We start from the raw sequence: 18,699 nt of genomic DNA, 5'->3' as shown, positions 1-18,699 counted from the left end.
GGACCGGTCGGTGGCGGACCGGTCGGTGGCGGACCGGTCGGTGGCGGACCGGTCGGGGGCGGACCGGTCGGGGGCGGTGGAACGGGTCACCGGGGTGGGGTTACCCGGGCCGGTGGCGCGGCGCAGGACCGCGTCCGGCCCGGGTGTCCGTGGCGGTTCCGACAGCGGGGGTACGGGTGTCGGGGGCGCAGAGGAACGCCACGTGCCCGAAGGGTCGACGTCGGCCCCGGCACCAGCCTCGGCCCGGGAACCGGCAGCGGGTCGGAGGGCGTTCGGGATGCCGGAGCCTGGCCGGGTCGTGCCGGTGGCCGGGGGACCGACACCGGGTCGGGGAGAGCCGGTGCCCGGGTCGGGTCGGGGAGAGCCGGTGGTCGGGGAGCCGGGGTCGAAGGTTGCTCCAGTTCGACCGGCGTCGGTGCGGGCACGCTGGACCGTCGGACGGTCGGCGGAACCACCACCTGCGGAACTGCCACCTGCGGAGCCGGGGCGGGCGGGAGGGTGCGGGGTGACCACCGGCGGAGTGGTGCCGGTGGGAAGTGGTGCGCCGAGGCCACCTCGTCGAGGCGTGTCACCTGCTTCCGGTGCACCGTCGCCGCCGGTCACCGGTCCGCCCGCCTGTTCGGAAGGTGGCGGTGCCGTCGGGGCGGCCGGGCGCGGTTGGGCGGGGCGGTGCGGTCCGGAGGGCGCCGTACCAGGTGTGCGCTGTACAGCCGGTGTCAAGGAATGCTGCCCGCCGGTGATCTGCTGCTGATCCGGTGGGGTACGGCGCGCAGGGCTGGCGGGTGCCCACGCTGGTGGCGGCCCACCACTGCGGCCGGTGGCTCCCGGGGGGCGGGCGGTGTCGGGCATCCCGGTCAGCGGTTCCCCCAGCCCGAGGCGGGGACGGTGGCGGACCGGAGGTGCCGTGCCGGGATCCGCCCCGGCCGGGCGTCGGCCCGACGCAGGTTCACCGGGGTTCGGCAGAGGCGGGCGGTGCTCCGGCCCGAAACCCGTCTGGCGGTCCGCCCGGCCCGACGCTTGGTCACCGAAACCCGTCTGGCGGTCCGCCCGGCCCGACGCTTGGTCACGGGAACCGGTCGGGCGGTCCGCTCCGTCCGGAGACGGGTGACCAGGGGGCGTCCGGCCCGGGGACGGGTCACCGGGGGGCGTCGAGGGAGCCGCCCGGCCCGACGGCTGGTCACCGGGGTGCGTCGAGGTGGTTCGCTGCAACGTCGGGAGGTCGGACCGTACTGGAGGCGGGTCTTCGACCGGGTCGCGTACCGAGGATGGGTCCTCGGCCGGACCGGGGCGGACGGCGCTGGTCGGGGCCGCCCCGCCGGGGCGGTCACCGGGGGGTACGGGACTCCGGGCGGGAGGGGGTGTCCGCGCTGCCCCGGTCAGCCGCCGGATCGGTGACGGTGGGCGGGCGGTGACCAGGCGACCCGTGGAGGCCGGGCGGTGGAGGGTGCTCCGGGGCGGCCGACCGGGTTCGACCGCCGGGGCAGGGCCGGTGTCGGCGGGCGTGCCGGTGGCGGCTCGTCGCTGGAGGGTGGGCGGCGGTTCCGTGGTGGCGGAACGGTGCGGGGAGGTGGGCGGTGGTGTCGAGGTGGCGGAGCGGTGCTGGGGGGTGGGCGGCGGTGCCGAGGTGGACCTCGGGTGCTGCGGTGCCCGGTTCGTGGGGCGGACCAGGTCCCGGATGACCCCGAGCGGAGCCTGGTCGGTGACCAGGTGGTCGAGGGGGGTACGCAGGGTCGGATCCTGGTGGGTGGCGAGCCTGTCGGTGAACCGGGCCAGCTCGCTGACCAGCGGCGACCCGTCCCCCAGGGTCCGCTGGATCGGCACCACCTCCCGCCAACCACTCCCGCCGAGAACGGCGTCGCTCGCTGAATCTTGGACACTTCCCGTTCGTAGCGAACGGGAACTGTCCAAGATCTCCTCGGAGCCAGCGCCGGAGGCGCTGGCGGAGCGGGGAGCGCCCGCACCAGTGGCGGAGGTGGGGGAAGGGTCAGTGGCGGAGGTGGGGCGGCGGGGGGTACGGGCGGCCAGGTGCCGCAGCCTGTCGCGTAGCCCCATCGCGCCTCACTGACCTTCGTTCATCCGGGTGTTGATGCGGGCGATCTCCGAGACGTACCGGGCCCGGTCGGCGTGGGTGAGGTCGAGGATCTCCGCTCGTGGCCAGTGGAAGTGGTAGGCGACGTACGAGACCTCCTCGTGGAGCCGGTCGGTCCCGTACGTCACGATTCCCCCGGTACACCACCGGCCAGGTCCACCTCGAAGACCGTCTCGCAGGACGGGCAGGTGACCTCGGCGAGGGTGTGCCCCTCGGCGTTGATCCGCCGGTACAGGTCCTGGAGGAACGCCAGGTCGGAGGCGAAGAGCCGTTCGACCACCTCCGCCCGGACCTGGGTGATCGTGCCCAGCCGGGTCACCACCAGGCTGAGCAGGACGATCGACAGGTACGCCGGGTTCTGCTTGACCCGCAGGTCGACAAGGGGCGCCAACTCGTCGCGTGCCGTGGCGAGCCGCATTGTCCCCTCCCGGTGCACGGTGCCGTCCTCGTCGACGTACCCCCGGGGTAGGTGGAAGGTGAACTCGGTCTGGAGTCGGACCGGCGCGGGTGGAGTGGGCAGCGGCTGCGTCGGCGCGTCCGACGGCCCGCCGGGGTCGGCCGAGGGGACGTCGAGGGTTCCGGCGGAGACGCCACGCCGTCTCATGAAGTGCTGATCTCCTCGTACACGACGGTGACCTTCTCGGTCGCCGCTGTGGTGTCGCCGGCCTTCAGCGCCGGTCCCTCCCACCGGCTGACCCACGCGTTGGTCAGGTCGAACCGCCGGTTCTGCGACTTGTCGGCGTTGGTGATGATGATGCTGATGTTCTGCCGGGCGGCCTCGACAGCGCCCTTGAGGAACGTCTCCTTGATCCACTCGGTGAAGGAGCTGCTCTGGTCCAGCCCCCGGGTGATGGTCACCTCGCCCGCCTTCCGGGCCCCGGGGATCTTGCGGATGATCAGCTCACCGGTGGGGGTGACCTGCTTGACCTCGATCGAGTCCAACTCGACGGTCAGCCCGCTGACCTCCTCCACCAACTCCACCTGGATGCCGCCCAGCTCCACCTGGAAGGTGTGCACGACAAAGCTGTCACCAGTGGCCATCGTGGCCGCCTCTCGTCATCGTCGGTTCGTCGTACCCGGGTCGGGGTGGTCGCCCACCCCGTCGGCCTCGGCTGGTCAGTCGTTGACCAGGCTGGTGCTGTCGGAGAACTGCGACAGGCGGAAGACGACGAACTCGGCGGGCTTGACCGGGCAGATGCCGATCTCGCAGACCACCTGACCCCGGTCGACCACCTCCGGCGGGTTGGTCTCGCGGTCGCACTTGACGTAGAAGGCCTCCGCCGCCGTCGCCCCGAACAGGGCACCCCGCCGCCACTCCTCGGTGAGGAAGGCGGTGATGTTGCGCCGGATCGTGCCCCACAGCCGCTGGTCGTTCGGCTCGAAGACCACCCACTGGGTGCCGAGGAGGATCGACTCCTCGACGTAGTTGAACAGCCGCCGGACGTTGATGTAGCGCCAGGCCGGGTCGGAGGAGAGGGTCCGTGCCCCCCAGACCCGGATGCCCCGGCCGGGGAAGGCCCGGATGCAGTTCACCCCGATCGGGTTGAGCAGATCCTGCTCCCCCTTGGTGACGTTGTTCTGGAGGTCGACGACGCCCCGGATCACCTCGTTGGCAGGGGCCTTGTGGACGCCGCGCTCGGTGTCGTTGCGCGACCACAGGCCCGCCAGGTGACCGCTGGGCGGCATGAACACGCCGCGCCCGGTGGCCGGGTCGAAGATCTTGATCCAGGGGTAGTAGAGCGCGGCGAACCGGGAGTCGTAACCGGCTTCGTCCTGCCGCCAGGCGCGCACCTGCTGGGCGGTCAGCTCCGGCGGCGAGTCGAGCAGGGCGATCCGGTCGCCCATCTGCTCGCAGTGCGAGATCAACGCGAGTTGGCCGGCCTTCACCGCGGTCAGGTCGATCACCCCCGCCTGGTACGCCCCCATCAGGTCGGGCGCGGCGACCATGGTGATCTCGTCGATCGCCTCCAACCCGGCCAGGCCGGTACGGGAGTCGACGTCCCCGGTGAACTCGTCGGCCGAGAGGGTGGCCGGTACGGCCTCACCCGGTGCGGTCGGCGGTGCCAGGGTGACCGTCTGCTTGGCCGGACGGGCCAACGCGTTGGCCGCCGTGGCCTCCTCCATGGCGATCAGCTTGGACCGCTCCCGGACCTGGTTCACCACGTAGCTCTTGTTGCTCTTGCGGAACGAGGCGTCGTACTCCTCGGTCGGCTGCCCGTCCGCCCGGACGACCAACCGGAACCGGTCCTCGCCGACACCCTCCCCCTCGACGTCGGTGACCTCGACGGTCACCTCGCTCCCGGCGGTGGGGAGGGCGGCCACCCGGAAGGTCCCCAGCTGGGACGGCTCACCGGCGGGCAGTTCCTTCTGTCCGCCCCGCCCGCCACCCTTACGGCTGGTGGAGGGGTCGCCGATGCGGACGATGTAGCAGATGCCGCCGCCGTTGGCGAAGTACCCGTACACCGCCTGTGCCAGGTAGGCGCCCTCGACCATGCCACCGAACAGCTGGACGTACTGGCTCCAGTTGGTGACCAGGGTCGGAGTGTGGAAGGGGCCCTTCTCGGCGAACCCCACGAAGGCCGCGACGGCGGTTCCGACGCCCTCGATGGGACGCGAACCGCTCGGGACCTCCTCCACGTACACGCCTGGGGACAGGTACGTCGGCATGCAAGCTCCTCTGCCAGGTCGGCGGACGCTGGCCAGCCTCGCGCGGCCTCGAACCGACGGGAAGGTCCCTACGGGCCAGTGCCGGGGCACTGTTGCGTACCTCAGGGGCAGCCGAGCCCGTGATCCTGGCCGGACGAACCTCGGTCGGTCGGCTCCCACGGAACTACCCTGTGGGTCGATGCCGAGGAGGTGGCCGGCCGTGCGTCTACAGGGATCCGACCGGGGGTCGCAGCGCCAGGACCGTCCCGAGCAGGTCCGGTCCGGCCCGACCACCGACCGGGAGGAGGCCGCACCGCAGGCCACGGGTGCGGACCGGAGCCCGGGGGAGCTTCTCGCCCTGCAACGCGCGGTGGGCAACCGTGCCGTCGGGTGGACCCTCCAGCTCGACCGGGACCAGCACGAACACGGTGCCGACTGTGGGCACCTCCCCGCAGACCCGGTGCAGCGCACGGTCGACCCCGTGCAGCGGTCGGTCGCCTCGGTGCTGGGTTCGGGCGGGCGGCCGTTGGACGACTCGACCCGCACCGACATGGAGTCCCGGCTCGGGGCGGACTTCTCCGACGTACGCATCCACGACGACGCGGCGGCCCGGGAGTCGGCCACCGGGGTCGGTGCGCGGGCCTACACCTCCGGCAACCACGTGGTGATCGGGGCGGGTGGCGGCGACCGGCACACCCTGGCCCACGAGCTGACCCACGTCATCCAGCAACGGTTGGGTCCGGTGGCGGGCACCGACGACGGTTCCGGGCTGCGGGTCAGCGATCCGGGTGACCGGTTCGAGCGGGAGGCCGAGGCGAACGCCCATCGTGCCCTGGCCTCCACGCCCACGTCGGCGACCGGGTCACCTGCCGCCGAGTCGTCCGACGCGCCGGCACCCGCCACTGCCGGGCCGACGGTGCAACGGGCGCTGATCGCCCAGGTCACCGCGAACGCCGAGGAGCAGGTGGAGGGCCTCAACATCGTCGGCCGCCCGGATTCTCCCTACAGCGGGACGATGGGGGACCACACGACCGGGTTCGTCGTCCACAAGGAGGCGCTGCGGCGGGCGGTCGCGGGCAAGTCGGCGGCCGGAGCGGCTGAGGCGATCATGGATCTGGTCAAGACGGTCGACGCGCTGCCGAGCCAGAAGCTGGCCGCGAATCTGGAGGGCAAACACAAGAAGCGGTTCGACGATAGTCGTACGGAGCTCGACAAGCAGCACAAGGAGATCACCACGGGTGACGGAGGGCTGCTCTCGCTCCAGTCGATGGCGGAGACCTTCCTCCAGTACCGCGAGTTGGTCCCGCTGACCACCATCAAGGTCAACGAGGGGTCGCAGGGCCTTGCCGGTAAGGGACAGGGCGAGTCCGGCCACCACAGGGTGTTGACGAATCCGTCGGCCACGCCGGAGCAGATCCAGCAGGCAGTCCTCGGGCTCCTCGGTGACCTGGCGGTGACCATGGTGGCGACCGCCTCGTCGGCGCAACTGTCCGAGATGGCACCGGGCCTCAAGGACGAGTCGTCCGACGAGCGGGTCCGGCTGATCCTGCTCCAGCATCTGGGGTCGATCGAGGAGGCGTACCCGACGGCGCTGACGACCGGCTGGCCCGAGACCTCGACGGACCTGTCCGAGCCGCTGGCCTGGCTCACCGAGAAGCTGAAGCCGCAGATCGAGGCACGCAGGACGGCGGACCGGGAGTACTACGAGGACAGGCTCAAGAAGACCGACGAGACGATCAACCTGAGCCTGATGAGTGCTTCGAGACCCAAGGACCGAGAGGCGGTCTGGTCGGAGTGGCGGGAGAAGCGCGACGAGTTGGTGGAAGGGCTGGAACGTAGCGGCGGGACGGCACCCGCAGAGCCGACGGGCGTGCTGGAGGGACGTCGGCAGCGCAAGCCGGCCTCCCAGCCGAGCGCAGCGGAGCCCTCGGCCAAGACCGGCGGGGCGAAGTCGGCAGCCAAGAGCAGCAAGGCGAAGTCGTCGGGCGCGAGCAGCAAGGCGAAGTCGACGTCGGCCGACCCGGCGGACCTCGTTGCCGACCTCGAAGCGGTGAAGCTCTCCGCGGAGCAGGACCCGGGCGGGGAGACGTCGGCTGAGGGCGGCGGGGCGGCAGGGTCGGTGGAGGAGACGGCGGCCGAGCCGAGCTCGACAGTCGACGTCGACGCGGATCCGATCGTGGAGGAGATGAGCGCCGCGCCGGTCGCGTCGAGGATCACCCTCGACGGGGAGCGGATCATCGGCTACGAGTCCGCCGGACGTCCCCCGTCACCGTTCCCGGGCGGGACGATGGGGGCGCACACCACCGCCTGGACTGTCTACCTGGATCTCGTCAGGGCGAAGGTGGTCGACAAGTCCGTGCCGGACGCCGTCGCCGGGATCGCCTCACTGTTCGTTGAGGCAGTCGACACGTACGCGGACCGCCAGGACAAGTTCGGGGAGTCCGGTCCACTAAAGAAACTGGTGAGCGAGACCAGAGATCGGCTGGAGAAGGCCGTGGACGACGCCAAGGCGGCGACCGGCCAGCTGGCGGCGATCCGGTTGCAGACGGCGATCAACGAGCTCCTGACCCTGTGGAACTACATTCCCGGTGCCACTCTGGAGTCCGCCGACACCGGCGGCAAGGGTGAGGGCACGACCCGCAAGGCCCTGCTGGCTCACGAGCAGGATGGGAAGCTCAGCCCGTCCCAGGCGGAGGACCACCTGTGGCAACTGCTCGACCTGAACGTGGTCGAGAATGAGGAAGACCAGAAGATGCTCGTCGAGCATCACTACGACCTGGTCAGCGTGGCCTACCCGAAGTCGGTGGAGACGGCGAGGCTGAAGAAGGATCCGGACAAACTGCTCGCGCGGTGGAAGAAGTTCGTCAGCGGGAAGTCGACATGACGGCTGTGGGAGGAGAACCCGGCCGGGGCGGCGATCCGGGCCGGGCCGGGCCGGTCGGCAGGACCAGGCGGCCCAGCTTGCGGTACTCGGCCTCGGCGGCGGCGACCACCATCGCCATCGTCACCGGGCCACCCGCCTCGGCGGCGAGATAGCCGGCGCTCACCGCGCACGCCCGGATCCCGCCCCCGCTCAGCTCGAAGGACCGCGCACAGGCGGCCAGGTCCAGGTCGTCGGCGCGGGGCAGGACCGTGCCGAGGCACCGGTCCCAGAGCGCCGACCGCAACGCGACGTCCGGCACCGGGAAGTCCACGATCACGTCGAGGCGGCGCAGGAACGCCTCGTCCAGGTTGGCCCGCAGGTTGGTGGTGAGCACCGCCACCCCGTCGAACGACTCCATGCGCTGCAACAGGTACGCGCTCTCCAGGTTTGCGTACCTGTCGTGTGCGTCGCTGACCTCGGACCGTTTGCCGAAGATCGCGTCGGCCTCGTCGAAGAGGAGGACCCCGTTCACCCCGGCCGCCTCGGTGAAGATCCGTTCCAGGTTCTTCTCGGTCTGACCGACGTACTTGTCGACGACTGTGGAGAGGTCGACGACGTACAGGTCGAGGCCGAGGTCGGCGGCGACCACCTCGGCGGACATCGTCTTCCCGGTGCCGGAGTCCCCGGCGAACAGGGCCGTCACCCCACGACCCCGCCCGCCGCCGGGACGCATCCGCCACCGGCCGAGGACCTGCTCCCGGTGCCGTACCCGCAGGGCCAGCCCGGTGAGCTGTTCCCGGGCGGCGTCCGGCAGCACCAGGTCGTCCCACCCGACGGCGGGCTCCACCCGACGGGCCAGCCGTTCCAGACCCGCCGCGTTCTGCGCCCGCACGCCCGCCCGTACGTGTGCGACAGTGACCCGGTCGGAGCCGACCAGCCGGGCCTGCTGGGCTGCGGTGGCCGCCGCCCGGCGGAGCTGGCCCGGGGCGAGGACGTACGCCGACAGTTCGCGTACCGGATCGACGTCGTCGGCCGGCATCGCCGACTGGGCGGCAAGGGCCTCCCGCCACAGGTGGACTCGTCGGGCTGCCCCGGTCGGCGGGGCGGTCTCCAGCACCGGCGACCGGTCCGACCAGTACGGATCCCACCGGACCCGCCCGGTGAGCAACACCGGTACGGGGAGTGTGGTCAGCCGACGCAGCAGCCGCAGGTGGGCCGGTTCGGTCTGCGGGTCCAGGGCGTCGACCGGCCCGACGACGAGCCCCGCCCGGCGCAGCCGGGCCTCGCGTACCGCCACGGCGAGGGTCCGGACCGGGTCGGGGTCGGCGTGCAGCGTCGGCAGGTCGAGGGTGAGGACCGACAGGTCGGCGGCGTGCAGGGCGGCGGCGGCCCGCTCGTCCGCCGCGCCCCCCGGCTCCTCCCGCAGGTAGACGAGGTCGTCCCCGGCCCGGATCGCCGCCGCCAACCCGTCCGGGGCCGGATCAGGGTCGGTGCTCGGGCGGATCAGGCCGTCGAGCCGGGGGTCGACGGCGGCCATCCCGAGCAGGTGCCCGGCGACCCGGTCCGGCACCCGCAGGGAACGGGTCAGGAAGGGCCGGTCCACCTCCTCGACCAGCAGCAACCCGTCGGCGACGAGGGGACCGGCGCTCAACGCGGCCCGCCCGGCAGCGCCGACCGGGGAGAGTCCGCACAGGCGCAGGGCCAGCCCGATCGTGGCCCGGCGGCGGGTCACGTCGTCGTTGAGATAGCCGTACAGCTTCTCGTAGCGGTGGTCGAGGTCGGGCAGGAGCGCGATCAGCAGCAGCTCCACGTCGAGCGGGGTGAGGGCGAACTCCTCGGCCAGGTCACGCAGGGGGATCCGGGCTCCGGCGGCCCGGGAGTCCTCGGCCCACCGGTCGGCGGCTTGCACCGCGTCCGCCGCGATGTCGTCCGGCCCGGCCGACGACGCCTCGTCCACCAGCCGCCAGGCGTCCTCGTCGGAGACGTACAGCCCGCGCAGGTGGTCGTCGGGAGTCGGGTCGGCCGCCCGTGCGGCCACGACAGCCCGCCGGACCCGCTGCTCGACCAGGAAGAGCCGAGCCTGCAGGTACGCGGTGCCCGGGTCGGTCCGCTCCGCCGGATCCGCCGCCCCGGCAAGGACGTACGGCGGTGCGGTCACCGATTTCCGTCCCGGATCGGCCCGCCGGTGCCCGGGCGGCCCTGCCTGTCGGCGGCGGTGCCCCTGACGCGGCGGACCCCGACCGGGGTGGCGTCGGCACCGTCCGCCGGATCCGGATACCGCAGCCGCCGGGCCTCGGTGGGGTCACCGCCGGACCTGTCGACGGTACGCAGCAACAGGCCGTCGGTGACCGGCCGGGCGGCGAACGCAGTGGCCGAGGCGATCGGAGTGGTCACCACCAGGTCCAGCGAGGGCTTCAGCGAACCACCGAGGGCCGACCAGATGTCTGCCAACCCCCGGTCCCGCTTCGGCGGCACCGCGATGGTGATCGGCACCGTCAGCCCCAGGTCGGCGAGGCTGCCGACCAGACGCTGACCGGGCAGGACGTCGTGCCCGAGCAGGCCGGTCAGCAGCAGGGAGAGCAGCCGGTGTTCGTCCTCGGGTCGGGCCGTCCAGGCGGTGACCAGGTACGACAGGGCGAAGTACCGGGGCGGGGAACGTTCGGCGACGACCACCCCGTCGGCGTCGTACTCCTCGATCCGGCCCTCCCGCCGGTGGGCCAACTCCTCCCGGATGTCGTACAGGAAGAGGTTGACCGTCGGTGCGTTGCGTTTGGCCTCCCACTCCCGGGTCGGCGCGTCGAAGGCCAACTGCACGTCCACGCCGGCCAGGACCTCCTCGGTCAGCAGCGCGTGCAGGATCGAGTCCACCTCGTGGATCACGTCCGTCCTCCCCTGTCGGCCCGGTCGCTCACCAGCTGCGCCGCACCAGGCCGGGGGGCTGCTGGGCGGGAAGGACCACCCGGAAGTCGGTGCGGACCGTCCCGAAACCCGCACCGGTGGCCGACACCACCCGGGGGCCGAGTTCGTCACGGGGCAGCACCAGCATCTGGGCGGCGAAGGTGCCGTTCCTCGCCGGTACGGCCGGGTTGGCGGCGGCGGTGATGCCGACGTCCCAGGTCAGCCGGACCCGTACGCCCGGCGGGAAGTCGACCCCCCGGATCGAGGTGACGAAGCCGGGTGGCCCGATCTCCGGGACCGCCACGATCCGGGGTTGGAGCACCCGCAGGACCGCCGTGTCGGTGTCGTCGAGCCCACCGTCGCCGACCACGGAGCCGCGTACCGTCGTGCTCGTCGCCGCCCTCGGTACCAGCACGAAGGTCAGGGTCCGGGTGGCCCCCGGGGGCAGGTCGGCCACCGGGCAGGTGGCGACGCACCCGGGGGGACGGCTGCGTACCGGGATGCCGGGGGGCAGGGACGGGGTGATCCGTACGCCGGTGGCGGGCAGCTCACCGATGTTGCGGACGGTGTAGGTGACGGTGATCCGGCCGCCCACGTACCCGGGGCGGGGTTCGACCCGGACCGTGATCCGCAGCCCGGTCGACGGCGGCGGGGAGACTGTCGGCGGTGGCGTGGTCGGTGGTGGCGTGGTGGGTGCAGGGGTGGTGGGGGGTGGCGTGGTGGGCGGTGGCGTGGTCGGGGGTGGTGTGGTGGGCGGCGTGGTCGGAGGCGGGGCGGGGAGGACTGTCACCGGGGTCGACGCGGTGTTGTCGGAGGGCCGGGAGTCCGCCGACCACCCGCCCACCGTCCACTCCAGCGGGTACGTCCCCGGAGTCACCCCGGTCAACTCCACCCGGACCTCGACCGTGTTGCCCAACCCGATCGCCCCCAACGAGCAGCCGGGCGGGTCCAGTTCGCAGGAACCGACCTCCGGCTCCAGGGCGGTGACCCGGACCCCGGCCGGCACCCGCAGGTCGAGCCGGACCTCGACGGCAGCGACCGGCCCCCGGTCGGTGACGGTGAGGGTCAGCGAGGTCCGCTCGTCCACCCGCACCGGGGCGGGAGGTTCAAGCACCTCGGTGGCCACGTCCACGGCCCGCTGCCAGGTGGGCTTGCGTTGCCGCCCCGGGGGCAACTCCCAGGTCAACCCGTCGTGCTCGGCAGTGTCGAAGTCGTACGTCTTCACGTACTCCGGGCTGGCTGCCTCACCGTAGCGGCGGGCGTTGTAGGCGAGTCGACTCCCGTCCGGGGACCAGGCCACGTCACGGGGCCGGTGCGGGCCGTCGTCCGGGCCGGTCAGCGGGCCGGAACAGGTGGCCCCCGGCGTCTGCGGGGCCAACACCTGGCAGTTCGCGCCGGAGACGTCGGTGACCAGGAGACCGTCGGTGCCCCGGCCGAAGGCGATCCGGGTGCCGTCCGGCGAGAAGGTCGGCCCGTAGTCGGGACCTGTGCAGTCCGGGCAACCGACATCGGTCAGATCCAGTGGGTCCCCACCGTCGGAGGCGTCGACGGTCCAGACGTGACTCGTCGCCCCCGCCCCCTCCGGCCGACCCCGGACGAAGGCGAGCCGGGTCCCGTCCGGGGACCAGGCGGGCTGGCTGTCGGAGAGATCCCCCTGCCCGGGGACCGTGAGCAGGCGCTCCCCGGTGCTCGGGTCGGCCACCACGATCCGGCTGGGCTGCCCCGGGGTGGCCGACGCGTACGCCACCCGGTCACCCTGCGGCGACCAGGCCGGATCGGTCTCCACGTCGCCGGGACCCCGGTCGGCGAGCGGTACCAGATCCGGGTCGGCGCCGTCGGCACCGACGATCCACAGCCGGGAGACCCGCTGACCATCCACAGTGTCGAACCTGTTCACCACGATCTGCCGGCCGTCCGGCGAATAGTCGGGGCGGGCGTTCCACGGGTCGCCGTTCACCGGCCGCCAGAGCAGGTCCGGGTCGGTCTCGGCGCCGGGATCCTCACGCAGCACCGTCAACCCCAGGTCCCGGGGGTCCGTGGCGTCGGGGCGGATGTCCTGCAACGTCACCGTGTACCGGTCGGGGGCTGTGGTCCGGCCGACGAGCAGTTCCGGCTCGGCTCCGGGGGTGGGGACGTACCAGGTGGGGTGGTCGACCTGGCGGTCCTCGGCGAGCCGCAGCACCGCCTCGCACGGACACCAGTCGTCGCGCGGCTGCCCGGTGTAGACCAGGTCGATCGGCCCCCGGGTGCCGTCGGTGCCGGTGGTCCGACTGAGGAAGACCAGGGTGTCACCGTCCGGGGACCAGCTCGGCGCGTGACTGTCCCACAGGTCGTCCAGCAGCGGCCTGTCGTCCCCGCCGACGCTGTTCATCAGGTGGATCCGGCGGGTGTCGACGCTCCCCGGCCCCACCGTGTACGCGATCCGGTCGTTCACCGGATCCGGATCCCAGGCCGGCTCCCCGGCGCCCTCCGGACGGCCGGTGATCGGGAACGCCGGGCCGGGGACGTCGACGGGCACCCGCCAGATCTGCGGTACGCCGCCGTCGCTGCGCTCGAAAGCCAACCCCGTCCCGTCCGGGGACCAGGTGGGGTGACTGTAGTCGCCGACACCGTCGGTGACCTGCCGCAACCCGGTCCCGTCGACGCCGACGACGAAGATGTCCCGCCAACTGTTCACCCCCGTCCGGGTCTGCTCGAAGGCGATCCGGGTGCCGTCCGGGGAGATCGCCGGTTCACCTGCCACCTGCACCGGGTCCTCTGTCACCGCCGTCACCTCGCCGGTGGTGCGGCGTACCCAGAGCTGGGCCAGCTCGGACTGGCGTCGGCTCACCCAGGCGACCACCCCGGCGGTGGAGGTGACCTCGTCGTCGAAGTGGGCCGGTCCGGGGCCGAGGAACGGCACGGAGACCGCCGTCGCCCCGGTGCCCTCGATCAGCCCGATGCTGCGGTGCCCGGTCGCCAGGTAGCCGACCCGCAGCTCGGTCAGGGGTGGCGGATCCTCCTGGGCGGACGGCTCGGCGTACGACACCCCGCTGGGCGAGACGGCCACCGCCACCCCGCCCAGCAACACGACCAGACCGGCCAACACGGCGAGCCCGGTGCGGGCCGGGCTGTGCGGGACCGGGAACGTACGAATGGAACGCAATCGGCACCTCGGACGCGATCAGTGGTCGCCGGGACGGGCCAGGAACCCATCGTCGTCGCCCGACACGGCTCGGCACAGGGACACCCGGGCAGGGAAACGGGCACCCTTGACGCCGGTACGGGCAATCCCGTCCCCCTCCCGGCCCGACACCCCCCGCGGCTAGATGAGGTCGTGGCGGAGGGCGTAGGCGACGGCGTGGGCTCGGTTGCGCAGGTGCAGCCGGGTGGTGATGCCGTGCATGACGTTCTTGACGGTCCGCTCCGAGTAGGACAGCTTCGTGGCGATCTCCCGGGTCTCGAAACCGTCGGCGACCAGGCGCAGCACGTCGACCTCCCGGGTGCTCAGGCCACCCAGGGTCAGCCCCCGGGGGTCGAGGACCTCCCGCTGGAGCCGGCGCATCTGGTTCAGCAGCCGGCCGAGCAGGTCGGCGGGGACGCTGCCCTCACCCCGGGAGGCGGCGAGGACCACCTCCACCAGGCGGTTGCCGGACGCCTCACCACGCCGGACCACCCCCACCACCCCGCATTCGACGGCAGTGGAGAGCTGGCTGTCGTCGATGGTCGCCGGGACCAGCACCAAACGGGTCTGCTCGCGCCGGAGCCGTCGGAGGGTCTGGGCGGTCTGGGCGGTCAGGGCGTCGGCGACGACGAGGGTCACCACCGCGTTCGCGGCGTCCGATTCGCTCAGCAGCCTGATCTCCGGCCGTCCCGCGAGTTGGCCTGTCACACCCGTCCACGAGATCGGATCGGTCGCGTGCACGTAGACCGGTATCCGGTGCATTCTCGACTCCTCACTGCCCGGCCGTCGGCCCACGTGCCGTCGGCGCGGCAAGTATGCGTACTCCGTCTTCGCGTTCACTTAACGTCGCCTGGAGGGGCAGTGAGCTGTGCCCGTCGACGTACCCCGATGGTCGCTGGCACGGAGCGGACCCGTGCCTAGGCTCGGGCAGATGCGGGCATCGGCGAACCTGGCCAGCACCTCCGTGAGCGTCGCCCCGGGCGGTTCCGTCGAGGTCCCTGTCACTGTGCGCAACGCCGGGGACACGGTGGAGGCGTACCAGATCGAGATCCTCGGGGTGCCTGACGAGTGGGTGTCGGTGCAGCCACCGACGCTCACCCTCTATCCGGCCGGGTCCGACACCGTCGTGGTCACGTTCCGGCCGCCCCGGTCGGCCCGGGTCGACGCCGGGGACCGGATCTTCGGCGTACGGGTGGTGCCTTCGGAGTACCCGGACTCGGCGGTGGTGGAGGAGGGCGTGCTCACCGTCGAGCCCTTCACCGAGCTGGGCGCCCAGGTGCAGCCCCCGTCGCGTGGTGGGCTGCGCAGTGCCCGCTACCGGGTCGACCTCGACAACCTGGGTAACGTGACCGAGCAGGTGGCCTTCGCCGTCACCGAGGGCACCGACCAGGTGACGTTCGCCCTGCCCGCCGCCCCGGTGTCCGTCCCGAACGGCACCCGGGTCGAGACCCGACTGCGGGTCCGGGCCCGTCGGCTCCTGTGGTGGGGCGCGCCGAGGGAGTACCCGTTCACCGTCGAGGTCCGTCCCGGTGACGGGCAGGCCCGCACGCTCGACGCCCTCTTCGTCCAACGGCCGATCTTCTCGCCCGGACTCCTGAAGCTGCTCGCCGCGTTGCTGGCCCTGTTGTTGGCGCTCCTCGCACTCTGGTTCGGGCTGCTGCGTCCGCAGGTGGAGTCGGCGGCGCGGGAGGCGGTGGAGGCGGAGAACGCCCGTCGGGTGGCGCAGGACGGTCCGCAGTCCCCGTCGGCCGAGCCGGTTCCCCCGGGTGCCTCACCCCCGGCACCGGGTGACGGGGCACCGGGTGCCGGCCCGGGAGCGACTGTCCCGCCCGGTGGTCCGGGTGCGCCGGGCGTGCCGGGTGGCCCGGCTGTCGGCGGGGAGCAGTTCGGGGCCGCGATCACCTTCCGGACCAGCCCGAACGGTTCCGCCGAGCGCAGTTACACGGTCCCGGAGGGGCGGACGTTCCTGCTCACCGACTTCCTGGTGGACAACGTCCAGGGCGACGAGGGCACCCTCACCGTCACCGCGAACGGCGTCCGGGTGGTCACCTACGCCCTGGAGAACTTCCGCAACCAGGACTACCACTCGGTGACTCCGATCCGGGTCCCCGAGCGGGGTCGGGTGACCCTGACGGTGGTCTGCCGTCGCCCGGGTCAACCGGTGAACGCACCCCGCGCCACCACCTGCCGCGAGTCGCTCTACCTCAACGGTCTGCTCACCGGCGCACCGGCCGAGGAGGACTGACCGGGGTCACCGGTCGCCGTCCGGTTCGGCACCACGGCTGGGCGAGGCGTCGGCGGACCGGCTCGGCTCCGGCGTCGGGTCGTCGTCCGGGTCGGTGGAGGCACTCGGTTCGGGGGCCGACGGGGAGGTGATCGGCGACGGTGAGGTGCTGGGGGACGGGGACCCGCTGGGGGCGGTCGGCGACGGCCGATCCCCGTCGTCGTCGCCGGTCGAGGACTCTGAGGGGCTGACCGACGGCTCACCGGCGGTCGGGGTGGGCTCCACGGGGACCGGTCGGCCCGGTGACCGGCTGTCGGCGGCACCGACCCCACCGCTGTCGACTGCGGAGGTCGGCTCGGAGGTGCCCGAGGCGGAGGTCACTGTGGCGAAGGCCTGCTCGCAGGTGGCCCCGTTGAGGCTGAACTCGCGCGGGGCGGCGGCGCTGTTGCGGTCGTGGGTGCCCTGTAACGACAGTGCTGTCGTCTCACCGGGGGCGAGGGGACGGTCGACCCGGATGACGACGTCCCGGTTCTGCTGGCTGACCTCGACGTCGTCGGGGCTGTCGGCGTACTGCTGCCCGGCGGGCAGGGCGAATCCGAGCTGCCAGGTGGGCAGCGACACCGTACCGGCGTTGGTGACAGTGACCCGCGCGGTCAGGCTCCCGTCGAGGTCGTGCTGGGCGACGTACCTGGCGGCGCAGCCGCTGGTGGGGGAGGCGGGCGCGGCCTCGACCCGGTTGACCTCACCGGGGTCGTCGGACGAGTTCCCAGGCAGTTGCGTGCCGAGGACAGTCACCAGCACCGCCATCGGTGCGGCGGCCAGCAGCAGGGGTCGCCGCAGCGGCCGCCGTCCGGTCCCGCGCCTGGGCGCGACGTCTCCACCGGCCCGGGGCCGTCTCCGACGGGGTCCGTCCGCCGCAGCGCTGTCGGCCGCCGCCGTCCGGACCACCGGTACGCCGCCCCGGCCCGCCGGGACCGGTGCCGGAGTTCCTGCCCGGTCGGCCGGACCGGCACCGGTGAGTGCCCCGGTCTCGGTCATCGCGCCGGTGCCGGTCATCGCGCCGGTGTCGGCGTCGGCCGGGTCACCTGGCGGGCTCGGGGTCCGCACCGCAGCGACCGGCGGTACGTGGGCGTTCACCGTCAACGGCCGGGGGCCGACGACCCGGGCCAACGCCTCGAACGCCTCGACGGCGTCGGGGCGGTCCGCCGCCGCCGGAGCCAGGCAGCGTCGACAGAGGTCGGCGATCGGCTCCGGGAGGCCGGGCACCGTGGGCACCTCCGGTCCGATGCCCTCCTGGCGCTGCCGGATCAGCTCCGTGGGGGTCGATCCGTGGGCCGGGGGCCGACCGGTGAGGCACTCGATCAACAGCAGGCCGAGGGCGTACAGGTCACTGCCGGGTCCGGCCGCCTCACCACGGGCCTGCTCGGGGGCCATGTAGCGGGGGGTGCCGAGGACCTCTCCGGTGCCCACAGTGGTCGAGCCGCCGATCGTCTCGGCGATGCCGAGGTCCACCACCTTCACCCCGGCCGGGGAGAGCATGATGTTGGCGGGTTTGACGTCCCGGTGGACCAGTCCGGCGGCGTGCGCGGCGGCGAGGGCGGCGGCCACGTCGGCACCGATGCGGACCGCCTCGGACCAGTCGAGAGCGCCCGACTCACGGAGCCGGTGGGCGAGCGTCCCGCCCTCGACGAACTCCATCACCAGGTACGGGACCTTGCGCCGTTGCCGGCCGTGGCGGGTCTCGCCGTAGTCGTACACGTTGGCGATGTGCGGGTGGTTGAGCTGGGCGGCGGTGTACGCCTCCTGGCGTACCCGGTTGCGGAACCGCTCGTCGGCGGCGAGCCGTGAGGCGAGGAGCTTGACCGCGACGGTCCGGCGCAGCACCTTGTCGGTGGCGCGCCAGACGACGGCCATGCCGCCCTCGCCGACCGGCTCGACGAGCTGGTAACGGCCTCCCAGCAGTTGCATCCGGTCCTCCCAGGTCGTCGGTCGAGACGATCCGGTGCCGTCTCGGCGACCGCGCCTTGGGATGAGCCGGGCCGCCTGGGTCGTGGCTGACGTACCCGACACTTGCTGGGCGGAAACCATCTGCCCGACGCTTGTCGCCGGCCGGCTCCCATGATCGGGGCCGCCCGCCGACTGTGCGACGACTCAGCGGCCCGACCCCGCGCCCGGTTGCTGTCCGCCCGGCCGCTGTCCGCCGGGCAGATGCCTGCGGAACGCCTGCCAGCTGTCCCGCATCGCCTGTGAGAACGATCGCGACCCTCCGCGCCACTGCGGGGAGCGCATCGCCGCCACCTCGGCGACCGACACCTCCGGTCCTGGGCGCTGCTGGTTGTCCGGCGGCTCGTCGTACCCCGGTGGCCGCGTGTCGTGCCTCGCCGCCGGTGGCGCGTGCGACCTCTCCTGTTGCTGGACGTACGCGGGCGGTTCGGCGGGCCAGCGGGCCGCTCGGCCCTCCACGTCCACCAGCTGGTGGAATCGAAGGTCGAACCGGGAGCGGGTCCGGTCGTCGGGGCTGATCTCCCGGCCCCCGTTGTCGAGCAGGTGGAGCCTGGACACCTCTGCGTAGGGACTGACGAAACGCAGTTCGAGAGACTGCATCGTGGCGCGTTCCAGGAACGGGACCCGGCTCGGGTCGAACCCCTGGTTCAGGTCCCGGACGTAGTCCCCGACGGGGAACCGGGTCCCGTCGGTCAGCTCCACAGTGCTGTCGTACGCGGTGAACCGCGCGTTCCTCTTCCGTTCGGTGTCGGAGAACCACTCGACCAGTCCCTCGCTCACCGTGTCGGCGGGCCAGGATCGTCCTCGCCGAT

General features: G+C 72.7%; 12 protein-coding genes. 2 read left to right on the top strand and 10 right to left on the bottom strand.

Going from position 1 to position 18,699, the window contains the following annotated elements:
• Window positions 1-2,058: 2,058 nt before the first annotated feature.
• From ABT336_RS14235 to ABT336_RS14220, 4 genes are all read right to left on the bottom strand, one after another.
• Complete coding sequence (locus tag ABT336_RS14235) at window positions 2,059-2,217, bottom strand: DUF6760 family protein (protein ID WP_350897000.1); 159 nt, start codon at window positions 2,215-2,217, stop codon at window positions 2,059-2,061.
• Complete coding sequence (locus tag ABT336_RS14230; RefSeq protein ID WP_350896999.1) at window positions 2,214-2,693, bottom strand: hypothetical protein; 480 nt, start codon at window positions 2,691-2,693, stop codon at window positions 2,214-2,216. The genes ABT336_RS14235 and ABT336_RS14230 overlap by 4 nt, the downstream gene beginning before the upstream one ends.
• Window positions 2,690-3,130, bottom strand: a complete 441-nt coding sequence (locus ABT336_RS14225; protein ID WP_350896998.1) for a phage tail protein — start codon at window positions 3,128-3,130, stop codon at window positions 2,690-2,692. Before ABT336_RS14225 ends, ABT336_RS14230 begins: the two co-directional genes overlap by 4 nt.
• A gap of 75 nt (window positions 3,131-3,205) precedes the next feature.
• Window positions 3,206-4,756: a phage tail sheath family protein gene (locus tag ABT336_RS14220; RefSeq protein WP_350896997.1), complete on the bottom strand. Its 1,551-nt coding sequence runs from the start codon at window positions 4,754-4,756 to the stop codon at window positions 3,206-3,208.
• A 199-nt stretch (window positions 4,757-4,955) separates the two neighbouring features.
• Here ABT336_RS14220 and ABT336_RS14215 point away from each other — a divergent pair, with 199 nt between their 5' ends.
• The gene (locus ABT336_RS14215) at window positions 4,956-7,619 is read left to right on the top strand and encodes an eCIS core domain-containing protein (protein WP_350896996.1); all 2,664 of its coding nucleotides are present in this window, start codon (window positions 4,956-4,958) and stop codon (window positions 7,617-7,619) included.
• Here the strand turns inward: ABT336_RS14215 and ABT336_RS14210 are convergent.
• The 4 genes from ABT336_RS14210 to ABT336_RS14195 form a co-directional block, all read right to left on the bottom strand.
• Entirely contained in the window at window positions 7,600-9,756 is a 2,157-nt protein-coding gene (locus tag ABT336_RS14210) for an ATP-binding protein (protein WP_350896995.1), read from the bottom strand. The genes ABT336_RS14215 and ABT336_RS14210 overlap by 20 nt on opposite strands.
• Window positions 9,753-10,478, bottom strand: a complete 726-nt coding sequence (locus ABT336_RS14205; protein WP_350896994.1) for a Pvc16 family protein — start codon at window positions 10,476-10,478, stop codon at window positions 9,753-9,755. Before ABT336_RS14205 ends, ABT336_RS14210 begins: the two co-directional genes overlap by 4 nt.
• Before the next feature lie 28 nt (window positions 10,479-10,506).
• Window positions 10,507-13,641: a hypothetical protein gene (locus tag ABT336_RS14200; RefSeq protein ID WP_350896993.1), complete on the bottom strand. Its 3,135-nt coding sequence runs from the start codon at window positions 13,639-13,641 to the stop codon at window positions 10,507-10,509.
• A gap of 159 nt (window positions 13,642-13,800) precedes the next feature.
• The gene (locus ABT336_RS14195; RefSeq protein ID WP_350896992.1) at window positions 13,801-14,421 is read right to left on the bottom strand and encodes a helix-turn-helix transcriptional regulator; all 621 of its coding nucleotides are present in this window, start codon (window positions 14,419-14,421) and stop codon (window positions 13,801-13,803) included.
• 169 nt (window positions 14,422-14,590) lie between these two features.
• Here ABT336_RS14195 and ABT336_RS14190 point away from each other — a divergent pair, with 169 nt between their 5' ends.
• The gene (locus ABT336_RS14190) at window positions 14,591-15,904 is read left to right on the top strand and encodes a COG1470 family protein (RefSeq protein WP_350896991.1); all 1,314 of its coding nucleotides are present in this window, start codon (window positions 14,591-14,593) and stop codon (window positions 15,902-15,904) included.
• Window positions 15,905-15,910: 6 nt separating this feature from the next.
• On the opposite strand, the gene ABT336_RS14185 is transcribed toward ABT336_RS14190, so the two are convergent.
• Window positions 15,911-17,851, bottom strand: a complete 1,941-nt coding sequence (locus ABT336_RS14185) for a protein kinase domain-containing protein (RefSeq protein ID WP_350896990.1) — start codon at window positions 17,849-17,851, stop codon at window positions 15,911-15,913.
• Between the two features lie 183 nt (window positions 17,852-18,034).
• Window positions 18,035-18,667 (bottom strand): hypothetical protein, encoded by a 633-nt coding sequence (locus ABT336_RS14180; RefSeq protein WP_350896989.1) that lies wholly within the window; start codon window positions 18,665-18,667, stop codon window positions 18,035-18,037.
• Between the last annotated feature and the right edge of the window lie 32 nt (window positions 18,668-18,699).

This window comes from Micromonospora sp. NPDC000207 (assembly GCF_040300925.1).
Taxonomy (GTDB): domain Bacteria; phylum Actinomycetota; class Actinomycetes; order Mycobacteriales; family Micromonosporaceae; genus Micromonospora.
The sequence above is the reverse complement of the archived record's forward strand: the minus strand, read 5'-3'. Positions and strand labels throughout refer to the sequence as shown.